Source organism: Streptomyces sp. NPDC013457, from assembly GCF_043089925.1.
In the GTDB taxonomy this organism is placed as follows: Bacteria; Actinomycetota; Actinomycetes; order Streptomycetales; family Streptomycetaceae; genus Streptomyces.
Genome location: NZ_JBICBL010000013.1, coordinates 1 through 13,927, shown reverse-complemented (window position 1 = coordinate 13,927; position 13,927 = coordinate 1). Strand labels below are relative to the sequence as shown.

At 68.7% G+C, this 13,927-nt stretch carries 13 protein-coding genes and 1 pseudogene; 4 read left to right on the top strand and 10 right to left on the bottom strand.

Annotated elements, in window-relative coordinates:
- Positions 1-310 precede the first annotated feature (310 nt).
- From ACF1G2_RS29850 to ACF1G2_RS29835, 4 genes are all read right to left on the bottom strand, one after another.
- On the bottom strand, positions 311-880 hold the full coding sequence (locus ACF1G2_RS29850; protein WP_391801279.1) for an RNA polymerase sigma factor: 570 nt from the start codon (positions 878-880) through the stop codon (positions 311-313).
- Complete coding sequence (locus tag ACF1G2_RS29845) at positions 867-1,238, bottom strand: hypothetical protein (RefSeq protein ID WP_391801278.1); 372 nt, start codon at positions 1,236-1,238, stop codon at positions 867-869. Before ACF1G2_RS29845 ends, ACF1G2_RS29850 begins: the two co-directional genes overlap by 14 nt.
- Positions 1,239-1,964: 726 nt before the next feature.
- Positions 1,965-2,300 carry a WhiB family transcriptional regulator gene (locus tag ACF1G2_RS29840; RefSeq protein WP_391801431.1) on the bottom strand — a complete coding sequence of 112 codons (336 nt, stop codon included), beginning with the start codon at positions 2,298-2,300 and terminating at the stop codon, positions 1,965-1,967.
- A gap of 134 nt (positions 2,301-2,434) precedes the next feature.
- Positions 2,435-2,962 (bottom strand): sigma-70 family RNA polymerase sigma factor, encoded by a 528-nt coding sequence (locus tag ACF1G2_RS29835; protein ID WP_391801277.1) that lies wholly within the window; start codon positions 2,960-2,962, stop codon positions 2,435-2,437.
- A 521-nt stretch (positions 2,963-3,483) separates the two neighbouring features.
- Between ACF1G2_RS29835 and ACF1G2_RS29830 the strand changes: the two are divergent.
- Positions 3,484-3,585 (top strand): annotated as a pseudogene (locus ACF1G2_RS29830) (XRE family transcriptional regulator); the annotation flags it as partial.
- 344 nt (positions 3,586-3,929) lie between these two features.
- On the opposite strand, the gene ACF1G2_RS29825 reads toward ACF1G2_RS29830, so the two are convergent.
- Positions 3,930-4,391: a MarR family winged helix-turn-helix transcriptional regulator gene (locus ACF1G2_RS29825; protein WP_391801276.1), complete on the bottom strand. Its 462-nt coding sequence runs from the start codon at positions 4,389-4,391 to the stop codon at positions 3,930-3,932.
- A gap of 77 nt (positions 4,392-4,468) precedes the next feature.
- Here ACF1G2_RS29825 and ACF1G2_RS29820 point away from each other — a divergent pair, with 77 nt between their 5' ends.
- Positions 4,469-5,329 carry an SDR family NAD(P)-dependent oxidoreductase gene (locus ACF1G2_RS29820; RefSeq protein ID WP_391801275.1) on the top strand — a complete coding sequence of 287 codons (861 nt, stop codon included), beginning with the start codon at positions 4,469-4,471 and terminating at the stop codon, positions 5,327-5,329.
- Here the strand turns inward: ACF1G2_RS29820 and ACF1G2_RS29815 are convergent.
- On the bottom strand, positions 5,326-5,553 hold the full coding sequence (locus ACF1G2_RS29815; protein ID WP_391801274.1) for a DUF6233 domain-containing protein: 228 nt from the start codon (positions 5,551-5,553) through the stop codon (positions 5,326-5,328). The genes ACF1G2_RS29820 and ACF1G2_RS29815 overlap by 4 nt on opposite strands.
- A 190-nt stretch (positions 5,554-5,743) precedes the next feature.
- On the opposite strand from ACF1G2_RS29815, the gene ACF1G2_RS29810 reads away from it, so the two are divergent.
- Positions 5,744-6,034, top strand: coding sequence for a hypothetical protein (locus ACF1G2_RS29810; RefSeq protein WP_391801273.1), 291 nt, complete (start codon positions 5,744-5,746; stop codon positions 6,032-6,034).
- 346 nt (positions 6,035-6,380) lie between these two features.
- Here ACF1G2_RS29810 and ACF1G2_RS29805 read toward each other — a convergent pair whose 3' ends face one another.
- The 4 genes from ACF1G2_RS29805 to ACF1G2_RS29790 all read right to left on the bottom strand — a co-directional run bounded on the left by ACF1G2_RS29805 (position 6,381) and on the right by ACF1G2_RS29790 (position 12,820).
- Entirely contained in the window at positions 6,381-8,351 is a 1,971-nt protein-coding gene (locus tag ACF1G2_RS29805) for a DUF3732 domain-containing protein (RefSeq protein WP_391801272.1), read from the bottom strand.
- Positions 8,348-8,830, bottom strand: coding sequence for a three component ABC system middle component (locus ACF1G2_RS29800; RefSeq protein ID WP_391801271.1), 483 nt, complete (start codon positions 8,828-8,830; stop codon positions 8,348-8,350). The genes ACF1G2_RS29805 and ACF1G2_RS29800 overlap by 4 nt, the downstream gene beginning before the upstream one ends.
- Positions 8,823-10,043, bottom strand: a complete 1,221-nt coding sequence (locus ACF1G2_RS29795) for an ABC-three component system protein (protein WP_391801270.1) — start codon at positions 10,041-10,043, stop codon at positions 8,823-8,825. Before ACF1G2_RS29795 ends, ACF1G2_RS29800 begins: the two co-directional genes overlap by 8 nt.
- A gap of 113 nt (positions 10,044-10,156) precedes the next feature.
- On the bottom strand, positions 10,157-12,820 hold the full coding sequence (locus tag ACF1G2_RS29790) for a Helicase associated domain protein (RefSeq protein ID WP_391801269.1): 2,664 nt from the start codon (positions 12,818-12,820) through the stop codon (positions 10,157-10,159).
- A 543-nt stretch (positions 12,821-13,363) separates the two neighbouring features.
- Between ACF1G2_RS29790 and ACF1G2_RS29785 the strand changes: the two genes are divergently transcribed.
- Positions 13,364-13,600, top strand: a complete 237-nt coding sequence (locus ACF1G2_RS29785; protein WP_391801268.1) for a hypothetical protein — start codon at positions 13,364-13,366, stop codon at positions 13,598-13,600.
- The last annotated feature ends 327 nt before the right edge of the window (positions 13,601-13,927 follow it).

The window sequence follows — 13,927 nt, the reverse complement described above, 5'->3', positions numbered from 1 at the left end:
AACCGCCCGCAGGTGTCGTCGGCGGCCAGGTCGGCGAAACGCTTCCCGCCCCGGGTCCTGGTGTTCCACCCCCGCGGCCCTCTGACCTGCTGAAGCAGAAGTTTCCGGCGTCGGTCATGCGCTGGCCGTAGAGCCGCTCCCCGCCCGACAGAGCGGCCTTCAGCGGCCCGCGAACCTTCCGCAGACCCTCGGGAGCATCCACCTCAGGTGTACGGCTGCGGGGCGGGCGTCTGGCCGCTGCTTGAGGCGTCGGCCGTGCGTGGGCGTGGCCCCGGACCGGGCGGGTACGGGGCCGCGTGGGGCGGTGCGGTCAGGCGGGTTCGGTGTCGTGGCGGGCGGTGTGGGCGAGGTGGTTGCGGGCGTGGCGGCGGTGGGAGCGGATGGAGGACTCGGCGATGTCGAGGGTGGCGGCGATGTCCTTGTCGTTGAAGCCGTAGTAGGTCATGACGAGGATCTGCTGTTGGCGGTGGGGGAGGGGGGCGATGGTCTCTTTGAGGACCTGGTGCTCCAGGTGGCTTTCGAGGCGGGTGGCGGGCATGTCAATGGCGGTGGGGACGGGGTACATGGCGTCGAACTCGGCGTTCCTCTTGGCGAGGGCCTTGTAGGTGAGGTTGGCGGCGACGGTGTGGAGGTATGCCTCGGGCGCTGTGAGGCGTCCTACGCGTTCCCAGCGTTTGAAGACGATCTCGTAGGCGTGCTGGACGATGTCGTCGGCGTCGCCGCCGAAGAGGTAGAGGTGGCGAAGCTTGGAGCGGACGATCCGATGGGTGCCGGCCTTGGTCGCGGTGTAGAAGTCGGTGAAGTCGGCCAGCTCGATGTGAGCGGGGTCCTGGAGCTCTCCGTCGATGAGGAGGCGTCCGTCGCGCTCAGCTGCGGTCACGGATCTCACCTCCGCAGGGCCCGGTGTCGGCGGCGGCCAGGGCGAGTCGGGCGGCGCGTCGCTTGCGGAACCACTTGGTGACGCCCAGGAGCGTGCCGACGGTGATCGACAGGATGGTGGCCACGGGTGCGTACGTGCGGGCGAACTCGACGACTTCGTCCAGGCGGAACCAGAACAGGGCTCCGGCGCCGGCGAGTATGAGCATGAGCACGAGGGCGGTGGCGGCGACGTGGTGGTCCTGGACGAACAGGTCGACGGCCTTGAGCTTGCGGCGGACGTGGCCGGGGGCGTCTCGGGCGGCTTTCAGGGCACGCTGGGCCAGGCGGCGGGCGGAGTCGCGGAACGCGGACAGACTCACGTGAGTCTCCCTCTCGGTGTCGTGGACCGGCGACACCGGTGTTGCCGGGCTGGAGCAGCCCGGCAACACCGGTTGGAAGAGACCGGGGCTCGCGCGCTCTCGCCAAAGGGTTCGCGAACTCCCCAGTCCTGCATGGTCCGTGTTGAGTTGTCAGATAAATTCAAGCAGATGCCGGCCCCGTGGCACACCCCTCATTGCGGGCCGCAGGCCGGGCGTGGAACGGGGTTTTCGGCGGTGTGGATACATGCACGCGGACCGGCATCCGGCCGTGCGCGACCCTCGCAGGGCGATGTGACCCACGTCACATCAATTGGGCTGCACGGATCCGGCGTCCGGAGCCTTAGATAGGGCGTAACGATGATTTCGACCCCGGACGGGGAGGACTCATCGGCGGGACGCCTTAGCGCAGACGCGCCGGGTATCCCGCAGGCCGACTGTGAGCTTGCTCGTGGTTGGAAGAGGGTCCGCTGCTCCCCGCTCTCGCCAAAGAACTCGGGACGACGGACTCCTGCATGCAAGACAGGGCCCCGGTATCACGACCGTGATACCGGGCTTTGTCGCGCCCGAATCCGGTTCCGGTCGGCTCCGCTGCGAAGGCGGCCCTCCGCAGTGAAAGCCGGCCGACTGTGGTCCTGTGTCTGGGCACGGTTCCGGGCTCCTTTCTGGGCTTGTCGGTCTTCCGGGGCCGGGCGCGGGGCGCCGACACGAGGCCGGCCCCCACGGGTTCTATGCGGTCCACTCCATGGCCTTGGCCACCACCTCCGTCTGCCGCTGCGTCTGCATGATCCCGGCACCGCGTTCGTATTCGTCCCGGGCCGTCTGGAGCAGGCGCCGCCAGGACGTCACCGACGGCCGGCGCCGGAGCAGGGCACGGCGCTCGCGTTCGGTCATTCCGCCCCAGACACCGAACTCGACCCGGTTGTCGAGCGCGTCGGCCAGGCACTCGGTCCGGACGGGGCAGCCGGTGCAGACGGCCTTGGCGCGGTTCTGCGCGACGCCATGGACGAACAGCTCGTCGGGGTCGGTGGTGTTGCATGCGGCCAGCGGGGACCAGTCCTCCACCCAGCTTGATGACTGGGTGTCGACAGAGTCGCGGACTGCGTCGTCCTCGAGCCGGGCACGCCCCGTGGCGGGGTCGTAGCCGTGGTACTCCTCTCGCAGGGTGGTGCGGGCGGCCTGGAAGAGGTCGTCGATGTTCACTTCGTGCCTCCCTGTCCCGCGGTCACATGCGGCTGGTAGCTCTCAAGGCGCCCCGCCAGCGCCCGGCGCCCGGCGGAGATGTGAGAGGAGACCGCTGACGGGCTGATCCCGAGGTACCGGGCGATCTGCTCCCTGGACAGTTCGAGGAACAGCCGCAACCGCAGGCAGTCGGCCTGACGGGCCGGCAGGGCCTGCAGGGCCCGCTCTACGTCGACCCGGCAGATCACGGACTCGATGCCGCCATCACCCGTGCCGCCCCCGCAGTAGTCGTCCGGCTCCCCGGCCAGTGCTTGGGTACGCGGTCTGCGGTCGCGGCGCCGGAAGTGGTCGATGATCGTGTCGCTCAGCACTTTGAACGCGAACGCGGTCCGGTTGTCCGCCGCAAGGAAAGCCTGGCCCGCCCGATACAAGGTCAGGAACGCGGCGCTGACGACGTCCTCAGCGTCGGCCGATTGAACGTTGCGGCTGCGCGCGTACTTGACGAAGTTCAGCCGGTGGGCGTCGTGGAAGGCCGTCAGCTCCATCGGCAGGATCGTCGAGGAGAGGTTCTCCAGCGGAGGCACGAGCCTGGGCTTCACCGCCACCATCGTCGGCCCCCACGGGCATTCCAGGCAGGAGACCGCTGCCCCTGGGTGCAGCCGGTCCGGGCGCACGGCGAGTCAGAGGTGAGCGTCACCACGAGCCCTTCCTCGGTCGAGGCCGCCAACCACGCTCTGTGTCCCCATGCCGTGCTCTCCCCTGACGGTCAGACGAATACTCCTCGCCCATCTGGGCGTTCACAAGTACCGCCGTCACCGGCCGGAGATCCGTCCAGCCGCATCCAAGATTTTTTCTCCGCCCTCCGGGCCCCGCCTGGTAGCGCCGGAAGCCGTCGCTGCCTCCGCCTGCTGCTCCTGATCCGGCCCCGGAGTCGGTGGCCGTGGCCTGGCCCGGAGCAGCGCGATCGGCTGTGGGCAGCTGGGCTACTGGCTGGCTGAAAGCGCTCCGACGGCCTCCGGCCCGATGGTCCGGTGGTGGCTGAGCGCCGGCCCCGCGCCCGTAGTCGGCCGCGACCACGGGCGGCATCGTCATCGACACCCGCGCCCGCCTCGGCTACACCACCCCGATCGACACCACCGACGTAAGCCGTATCCGCCGCCTGACCGTGGGTCGGCACCAACCCGTGCCCGTGGAGGATCTGTTGACCGTCGTCGAGGACTTCGCTCGCCATCTTCATGGGCCGTGCCCCCCGGCGGGCGGGTTCGTTGGTCGTGGTGAAGCGACCGCACGCTTCCTCCTACGGGTCTGCCGCCGTCGGCTGGCAGGCCCGTGCCGGCCCCGTCAGCCCACCCTGACGGGGCCGGAACGGGCGAGGTCTGCGCGTCGTCGCGGCTCGGGGTCCTCCTCCTGAGGCAGGTCTCACTGTCGCGGACGGGACGTTCCGGTGTTCCACTGTCACGGAGTGGCATATGGGAGGCGCAGTGTCCCGGGGCCGGGAGGCCGTACCGGTCTCTAGGCCTCGGGCTTGTCTTTGAGTTTGGCCCAGACGGTTTCCAGTGCGGCTATGTCTGCGTCGTCGAGGCGGTTGTCGAAGACTTCGGCGAGGGCCTCGCGGCGGGTGGCGTCGGCCTCCGCGAAGGCGCGGCGGCCCGCCTCGGTGAGGGCGATGCCCACCGACCGGGCGTCCGTCGGGGAGGGGACCCGTTCGACCAGGCCGCGGGCGCGTAGCGAATCCGCGACGCGGGAGACCTGGCTGCGGCTGAGCAGGGTCTTGGCGCCCAGCTCGGAGGGTGCGACCGGTTCGGGCTGGACGCTCAGCCAGAGCATCACCTCGAACCAGGACAGCGGCAGGTCGTGGCGGCGGGTGAGCACCTGGTCGACCCGTGCGGTGAGGGTGGTCCCGGCCCACACCAGGCCGTAGAAGGCGTGGTCGCGGGGGGTGAGGCCGTCCAGGTTGAGATGCGTGTGCGCCATGGGGGAAGGATACCGGGTTGCGTGCACACGCACACATCGTTAATGTGTGTGTGCACGCACAAAACTAAGGAGCCTTTGTGAGCACCCACACCGCCGCCAAGACCGTCCTCATCACCGGCACCTCCTCCGGCATCGGCCTGGCCGCCGCGGTCGCCTCCGCCAGGTCCGGCTGGCACACCGTCGCCACCATGCGCGACACCGCCCGCGCCGAAGCCCTGAACAAGGCCGTCGCCGAGGCCGGCGTCTCGGACCTGGTCCAGGTCAAGCGGCTCGACGTGACCGACGCGGACTCCGTGGCGGCCTGCGTGGCCGAGGTCGTCGCCGAGCACGGCCACCTCGACGCCATCGTGAACAACGCGGGCGCCGGCTTCGTCGGCACCATCGAGCAGCACGGCATGGAGCAGGTCCGGTCCGTGATGGAGGTCAACTTCTTCGGCGTCGTCGAGCTCACCCGGGCCGCGCTCCCTCACCTGCGCGCCTCGGGCGGCCGGGTCATCACCGTGACGAGCGTCGGCGGCGTGGTCGGCCAGCCGTTCAACGAGTCGTACTGCGCGGCCAAGTTCGCCGTCGAGGGCTTCATGGAGGCGCTGGCCCCGGTCGCCGCGGCCGCGGGCGTCCAGGTGTCCGTGATCGAGCCGGGCGCCGTCGCCAGCGAGTTCGTCAACAACGTGGGGCTCGACATCCCGGCGCTGCTGGAGCAGGCGGGCCCGTACGCCCCGTCGCTGCAGGGGTACATCAACCACGCCCTGACGTCCTTCGGCAGCGACACCGCGCAGACGCCGGAGCAGGCGGCCGCCCCGGTCGTCGAGGCGCTGACCGCTGAGAAGATGCCGTTCCGGATCCAGACCTCCGACTGGGCCCGCACCTTCGTGGGCATGAAGCTGGCCGACCTCGACGGCTCGGCCGTCCAGACCGAGATGACCGACTGGCTCGGCTAGCCGTCCCCGCCGCCGAGCAGGGGCAGCAGTGCTTCCGCGGCCCTGCATTCCTGGCACGCCCGCGCGCCCGGCCGCTCCAGCGTGTCGAGCGCCTGGCCGATGTTCAGTTCCTCGCGCGGCTTCCCGGCAAGCGGGCAGTCCCACATGTGAACCACGGTGCCGGCGATCCGCCCGCCCGTGCGTGGTCGTCGTCCGCGAGTTCCCAAGCCGGCATCCCGACCCACCCAGCAGCAGCTCCGGCAGCGCCCGGTCGTGGAAGCCGAGCCGGCGCATAGCCTCCTCGCCTTCGTCTCGCGCGGGGGATGGAGAACGGCTCCCCGCTGCGTCCGCCTGGGCCAAGCCTTCGCGATTCGCCTCGGCAGCAGGCGGAGAAGGACCTAGCCTGCCGACGACGGCAGACCCAAAGGAGATCAAATGTCCGAATTTGAGCGGGGCGCGGTTCGTCGAGCCACTTTCGAGGTTGAGTACCCTGACGGGACCGTGAAGGTCGCTGAGATCGACCGTCCGCAGGATGTCGCTTCCATCCTGTTCGACGCGGGACACATTCCCGAGGAGGACGCAGACACCTTCAATGTCTCAGGAACCGACTGGAAGCAGAATCCCGCGATGCTGGTCTATCTCAAGGATGGTAAGCGGTCGGCACTGCCTTCCGGAGGCGGAGGAGGCATCCCCCACTGCACGCATAACGGCTGCAAGCCCATCTGACTCCTCAGGCGCCAGCGGGCCAAGTGGATCACTGCCCTCTTGATCGGGCGCGCGACGAGAAGCAGGAAGTGTTTCGCGGCGCCGGATCTGCTGCTCAGGCGGACTTCCGGCGCCGCGAGGGCGCGGCCTTCTTCGCAGTGGTCTTCTGGCGGCCGTCTTCTTCGCTGGCGGACACGACCCCTTGGACCAGCTAGCGGACTCCGCCCACTCTCATGGCCGTCCTGCGTTTCCGCCCGGCCACCTCGACTGGCGCTGATGGCTGCGGCCCCTCGGCCCCTGCCCCTCGCGCCCCGACGGGGCAAGGAGCGCCGGACGGCGGGATATGCAGACAGGCCAGGCTGCAGGCTTATTCGTCTTCGTCGTCGGTCATTTCGGTGATCCACTCCGGTGGGACGAGGGCCTGGTTGTTGCTGTAGCGCCAGCGTTCGACGACGTGGTCACGGAAGAGCGGGTCGGCCAGGTCAGCGTGCTCAACGACGATGACCTGGAGCGCCCCGCCGAGTGCCTGGACGGTGTCGTTGATGGTCCGGTAGATATTCAGCAGGTGGCTGAGGTCGGTCCCCTGGGGTGTGGGCTCGCCGGTGTAGTCGGGCGGGAAGTACACCTGGGACGGCTGGTCGAGGATCAGCGTCCGCGGGACGGGTCCACGGTGCTCGCTGAACCACTCGTGCAGGCTCAGCAGCGTGGCGACGTGGTAGCCCAGGTGGTTCTCGGCGCTGCCCATGTCGGCGAGCCGGACGGGACCGTCGGCCGTGTCGGCGACGACAGTCAGCCGGTTGACGTCGAGGCGGATGGGCGCGTCCGAGTGGTCGAGCTCCAGCGCGGAAGCCTTGGTGCGGATGTTCTGGCTGATCAGGGACAGGTAACTGGTGAGCCGGTCGCCCTGGGTATCGTCGCTCAGGAGCTCTTCCAACTCAGCGATCTGTCGCTGGAGGTCGTCGCGGCGGTCTTCGACCTGCGGGGCACTCACATGCTGGGCGGTGGTGTCGAGGTAGAGGCTGATACGACCGCGCACGTGGGCGGCCCGCTGCGCCTGGTCCGGCTCCTGCTGCAGCGCGCGCAGCCCGGCGCTGATCTCGTTGATCTCGTCCTGGCTGCGGGAGAGCGCCGCGCGCAGTTGCTGCAGTTGCTCCTCCTCCAGGGCCATCTGGCGTTGCAGGGCAGGTGTGTCGCTGCCGATCACCTGCAGATCGCCATCGAGGCGTTCGAGGTCGTGCATGATCGTCGCTACCGTGGTGTTGGCCGAGGCGACCGGGCTTTCGCACACCGGGCACTGGGCGGCCTGGGAGGTGTCCGGGGACACTCGCATCAACCCGAGAGACGCGAGACGCCGGCGCTGCTCTCTTGCCTCGCCCGCGAAGTCGTCATTCTCCTCGACCGCGCGCTTGAGGTCGGCGATGCGGGCCCGGGACTGCCCAGCGGCGCGCCGGAGTTGGGCACGCCGGCCGATGGCGGCGGCCAACGGGTCGCCGTCGTTGTCCGGTCGGGACTCCAGCTCTAGCCGGATGCTGCCTTCCAAGGCCAACCGCAGAAGGCCAAGGACCTCCTCGCCCGTCGGCTCGCTGTCGCGGTGCGGTAGAAGGCCTGCCTCGACCGCCTCGGTGAGCAGAGCTCGGGCCTGGCCCGACGCTGGGCCGAGGTCGCGGGCCTGGGCGAGTTTGGCCTCAAGGTCGGAAAGGTCCCGGCGCAGGAGCCGCAGCCGGTTGCGCAGCGCTGCCTGTTCAGGGTCGACGGCGCCAAGGAAGTACGGGATCACACCCCGGATAGTGTTCGGCCGCCACTCCTCACCTTGGGAGTGGAACAGCAGGTCGGGATTGGCGACCTCATTCTGCGCCTGGAAGCAGAAGTACAGCGCGTGGCGGATCGAGGGAGCTATGGTCTGGGCGCGGGCGACCGCGGGCACCTTGACGGTGCGGTCGATGCCGCAGAAGTCGCTGAGGATGTCCTTGGCGGTGTCCAGGGGCGTCGCGAACGTCAGCCCCTCCAGCGGGGGAGGCGGGGTCTCTGGGGCCTGGGACAGGACACACAGCACGGTGCTCACTGCGTTCCCGGGCTCCGGGGCGCGCCGGGCGACGAAGAGCTGCCGGCCGGGCTTCGTCAGGGTGACGGCATAGGCGCCCACGTACTTGCGGACCTTACCGGCCTTGACGGGGTAGTCGGAGCTAGCCAGGCAGTAGTCGATGATCGTCAGCAGCGCGCTCTTCCCGCGCCGGGAGTCGCCCGTGACGATGTTCAGGGTGCCGGTGTGGAACGGGACCGTGCGGACCTGTCCGGGCTGCTTGCCGTAGACGGTGACCGCTTGGATCTGAAAGGTCACGCTTGGACTCCCAGGAGCGTCAGGACGGTGCTGATGCTGCCAGTGCTGGGCAGCCAGCGCCCGAGTTGATGGGCGGCCTTCTGGATCGCGGTGTTCTGTTCGGGACCGTCCTTGAGGGCCGTCACGGCCCGTGGCTTCACCGTCAGCCCGGAGCCTTGAAGCCTGAGCACATCGCTCTGAAGGGCGAAGAGCAGGCCTGGTCGCACGACGGCGGCGAGGGCAGCGGCGTTGAGACCCATAGCCACGCGCACGGCCTCGTTCTCGTCGAGCCAGTTCATCAGCCCGCTGCGGATGGTGGCGGGCAGCGCCGTCCGGATGGACGGCTGGAGAGCCATGACCGCGGCGGTCACTGCGACTGGCAGTGGGCAGGCGGAGCGGTACTGCTTCTCGTAGCCTTGCACAGCCCGGACGCACACAAGTGCTGTGAAGGCCGGGTTGAACAGGGCGCGCTCCTCGCGGCTGAGGTCACGCTCAGCCATCAGCGGCTCCCGCCGGCTCCAGCAGAGCCGCCAGCCGGGCGCTGAAGTCCGGATGCCACCCGACTCGCAGCTCGTCCGCGAGCATCTGGTACGACCCCTTGACGACGAACACCTCTTCACAGCCGGTGCGGATGCGAAGCCGGGCCTCCCGGTCGACCCACCTGTAGATCAGCTTGGCCTCACGCTTCATCTCTTCCTCGGTGGCTTCATCGCCGAGGTCTTCACGCATCTCGGCGAAGCGCGACTGCCACTCCTCCACGAGCCTGCGCTCATATGCGCCGATCTCGCCGGCACGTAGCAGGTTCTCGTTCGCCCAGCGCGAGCGCTGAGCGAAGGCCCTCACCCAGTCCCGAACCGCGTAGCCGATCCGCTCCGCGCCCACGTCGATCAGTCGGAGCTGATGCACGAACACCTTGGCTGCGGCATCGGCTGCGGCCGGGGCCGCAGCCGTGAGCGCGGCGATATCAGGGTCGATCGGCAGATTGTGCTCACCGATCTGATTGCGCAGATCGTTGAACAGCTCGTCGAACTCGGCGCCGGTCACCGGATCCGACCCCGGGAAACTCATCTGGACAGACGCCCGCTCGAAGAACCAGCCCTCAAGACGCTGAAGAAAGGACTCGGCGTACTGGCGCTCGACGGCCAGGCTTGCGTAGCCGAGCAGGTCCTCCCTGATGGAGTCCATCCCCGGCGCGTCACCGATGACCTCGACCCGGCTGATGAGCTCGGCCCGGCGCTGTGCCCCGAGCGCGTCGAACGCCTCGAAGGCTTTGGCCAACGTCGTACTCTTCGAGGACTGCCGCGCCTGGACGAGGAGGGCCTCGGCAGCCCGCTCGTCACGGTGTCCGCTGGCCTTGGGCTGCAGGAGGAACCCCGCGCCGTCATCCGGCAGCTCTGCGGTGGTAATCAGGTAGAGGCTTGTCTCGGCAAGGTCGATGTGCCCCTCGGTGACGGCATGTGACCAGACCCTGATTGTCTTCCACAGGTCCGACGACAGGTCCGTCAGTCTCACGTTGTCTGCCCGCTTCTTCAGCTGGGTCAGCTCGGTGTGCGACCCGATGAGAGCCTGGACATCGTCCGTTGCCTCAATCGCCACACTCCACTCGATCCCACCCCTGGAGAGTTCCACACACCGCTGGAGGGCCACGCGGAGTTGGTAGAGGTATCCGAGCGCTGACGCCGATGCCTCGAAGGGATTCTCCGGGCTGGTCATGCACCCACCGCCTCCCTCTGGTTACCGAGTGCAGCGATCATTCCATGGCCGCGCCGAAGGTAGAACACGGAGTGCCGAACCTGTCGAACTGTGGCACGCTTCTTCGTTCGCCATCAGGCCCACTCCACTTCGAGTTCCCGCAGCGCCTCCAGCTGGTCGGCGGTGAGCTTGTCCCGCCGGGTCTTGGTGTTCGATACCCACACCCCCAGTTTCACGGGTACCGGTTCCGTCTCGCCGTCGACGGCGATCTCCTCGGCGTGGCTGCGTGGTACGGGCCGGTGGGCGCCTTCCCTCTCGATCCACTGTGTGAGGGCTGCCAGGCCTCGTTGGAACGCCTGTTGCGCCTTGGTCAGGCCCTTCGCCGCGTGCCCAGCCGCGGGGGCGGGAGCCGGCGCCTCGAGCGGCTTGACGCCCAGCTTGGTCAGTCGTTCCTGCTGCTCGGGGAGAAGCTGCGCCCAGGTGCCGGGCTGCTTCTGCCGTTGGAGCCATCGTCCGAGGTCGTCGCCGTCCATGAGCACGCCGGGTGCGATGTCGGGCAGCACGCCGTCGGGCTCGTCCTCCGCGAGGCGGGCGAGCACCTTGTGGTGGCGTTGCCAGTCCAGCGGCCACGGGCAGTTCCAGTCCTCGTCGACCGCAGCCAGCTGCTGCGCGCGCAGGGCGGCCCGCTCCGCGTCCTTGCCCAGACCGCCTTTGCGGCGCAGATTCGCCACGTGCTGCCCGATGGGCACCATCGTCTCGCCTTCGCCCCACACGGCGTCTTGCCGGGGCGCGAGGTGGCCGGTGGCGCGTCGGTAGGCCCGGAGCGCGGCGAGTTTGTTCTCCCAGGCTTCCTCGCCGGGTTCCCAGACCATTCCGGCCTCTGGGGCGTCCAGGAGGACCTTGCGCCGTTCCTCGAGCTCACCTGCCCGCAGCGCCTTCCTCTGCTGGTGCACCCACCGCCCGAGGGGGAAGTTCTTGGTGACGCCGACCTCGACCTCAACGTCGTACGGGACGGCGTAGACGCCGGTGATCTCGTTCTCCGCCCGCCACCGGATCAGGGCTTGGTAGCCCTCCAGCCAGACCAGGGATTCGGGCCGGTAGACCCGGGTACGGAGGAAGGCGGCGATCGTGGCCGGGTCGCGTGGAGTGGAGAAGTGCAGCAGCGGCGACTCGCCCCTGCCGCTGGCCCGATCGCTGTCCTGGTCTTCTTTCTCACCGTCCCAGCCGGTGATCTGCCCGGCCTCGTCGCGCTGGAGGTGGACCGTGCGCTTGCCGCTGGTGAGCGCACGGGATGCGAGCTGTTCGACCAGACGTTCGTCATGCGAACGTAGGCCTTGGAGGACCGCTACAAGGGGGCGGAAGCTGGCGGAGGCGACCATGTCGGTCGGGTCTTCGCCGGGTTGAAGGAAGATGGGCACGATGATGCGGGCGATCTTCGTGGAGCCGTCGCGGTTCAAGCGGAGTGCGCGGCCGATGTTCTGGACGATCTCGACCTGGGAGCCGCGGGTGTCGGCGAAGCAGATGGCCTCCACTCCGCGTTCGCCGGTGATGTCGACGCCTTCCCCGAGCACACGACAGCTCGCGAGGAACGCCCGGTGCACCCGCCGACCCGAGGCGTCGATTCCGCTTGCGAACTGCCGCAGCACCTCGCGTCGTTCGGCGACGAGGTGGTCGCCGCACAGCCACGCCGACCACACCCGGTCCGGGGGTACGTGGCGGCCGGTCTCCAGCTCGTAGAACTCCGCGTCGATGGACGACTTCGGCAGCCGGTCCGCAGCCGCGCGGTCGTCGTCGGAGGCGTCGTTCACGTACAGCTCCGCAGCCGTCTTGGGCAACTTCTCCACGAATGCCGCCGCCTCCTCCACCCTCTGGTGGAACGTCATGACGGTGCGCAGGCTGTACGCCGCCGCGTGCTCCAAAAGTGCGGTCTGCAGCAGGGCCAGGCGCCGGCCCCGCTGAGCCTCCTCGGACTCCCCGAGGACGGGGGAGGGGTCGCGGATCTCCAGCACGTCGATCTCGAAGCCCGCGAGGATGCCCCGCTCGATGCTCTCGCTCAGCCCGAGCTCGGCCAGCCACGGGCCGTAGGTTTCCGAGTCCTGGCCCATCGATGCGAGCTCCAGCTCCTGGCCGGCCGCGCCCTTTTGTGGCCGGGGCGCGGCGAGGATGCGGGGGGTCGCGGTGAGGTAGAGCCGGAAGTCGGCGGGGATGCGGGCGTTGTCGTGGATTGCCGCCCATGGCCTGCCAAGATCGCCTGCGGTTGAGTGGGCTTCGTCGATGATGGCGAGCGAAAAACCGTCCATATGCTGTCCGTACAGGCGCTCTCCGCCCGCAAGAGCGGCCTCCAGCGGCCCGCGAACCTTCCGCTGACCCATCGGGTCCTCGAAGTCCTCGCGGTCAACCAGGGAGGCGTATGTGGCGAACACGATGACCGGCCCGCGCCCGGCCCAGAGGGCGAGTTGGATCGGGTTGGTGGTGGTGCGCACTCCCAGCTCGTTCAGCACCGGGTCGTTCTCCAGCGAGCACACCGCCACCATGGGGGAGCGGTGACCCACCGCCCGCCACGCCTGGGCGGTCTGCACGAGCAGGTCCAGGGTCGGCACGGTCACGAGGATCCGGCCCTCGGGGAAGCACTCCAGGGCACAAGCAGCGGCCATGATCGTTTTGCCGGATCCGGTCGCTGACACGATCGTGCCACGGGCACCCTGAGGAGGCACGGATGACCTTGCAGGGAATCCCACCCACTTACGGAAACTCGCTTTCTGAGCGAGCTGATGTTCCCGGAGCTGAATACCCGGCAATTCCTGATCCTCCCATAGCTCGTTCGCTGCCCATTTCAGGGATTACCGGGACGGTGCGAAGGGCGAGACGGACACCGTACCGTCCTCGCTCACCACGATCCGTACGTCGAGCTGCGCCAAGACCCGAGCGGGCCGAAGCCCGCTTCGAGCGGCCACCGCCTGGATCCGCCGGCCATGACCACCCACAGCTCCTCCGCCTCGTCACGCCGCCGCGCCTCGAAGACAGCCCGCGCCGCAAGGGAACCACTCCGCCGCAACCGCTCCGCTGTCTCACGCTTGCGAACAGCAGCCTCCGCGCCCCTCTCCGCAACGGCGGCGATCTGCGGACCCTCTGCTTGGCGTCGGACCTGATCCCGCGCCACATCCTGAACACTCCACATACGGCTTTCCCTTTTTCTGATGACGTGAGCGTTCCCCGCCCGGGCGGCTGCAAGGTGTGTAACATTTTCTCCAACGCTACATGCTGCATCAATCTGATGCGCACGCTCCCCTGAAACACCGACACGAACGAGCGATGGCAGGATCCCGGCATACTGGCCAGTCATGGACAGACGCAGCACACGGCGGTTGACACTGATGGTCGACGGGGAAGCGTTCGAGGTCACCGAGCGACCCGACGAGTTGGGCACATACGACTTCACCTGGCTGTCAGGCCCCAACCCCGGGTACGGCTTCACTTCTGCCGTGCAGCCGGCCAGAGCATTGAGCGAGCAGGAACTGCAGGCGTCAGCCCGGGACTTCTTGAAGCAGGTGGACCCAACCACCGGACACATCGAATAACCGCCCCCGGGCACCCGCCCCCGTAGCCAGCCAGGCCCGCGATAGCGGGCCCCAAGGTTCTGAAGGCGCAGCCGGAAGAACCGTCAGGCGGGGGAGCGCAGCGGACCCGCTTCGCCAGGCTGAGCGAAGCGGAAGCCTGACAGCGGGACGAAGTCCCGTAGCTCCGGGAGCGCAGCGGACGGAGCATCAACCCGACTGCGCAGCAGTCGGGTTGAGCGGAACGCGCAGCGTCCCGCCAGCGCTCCCGCGGAGCGGGAGCGCAACACCCGCGCGCAGCGCGGGTGTTCGCTTGCACATCGCGCAGCGATGTGGTACCCGCTCCGCGGG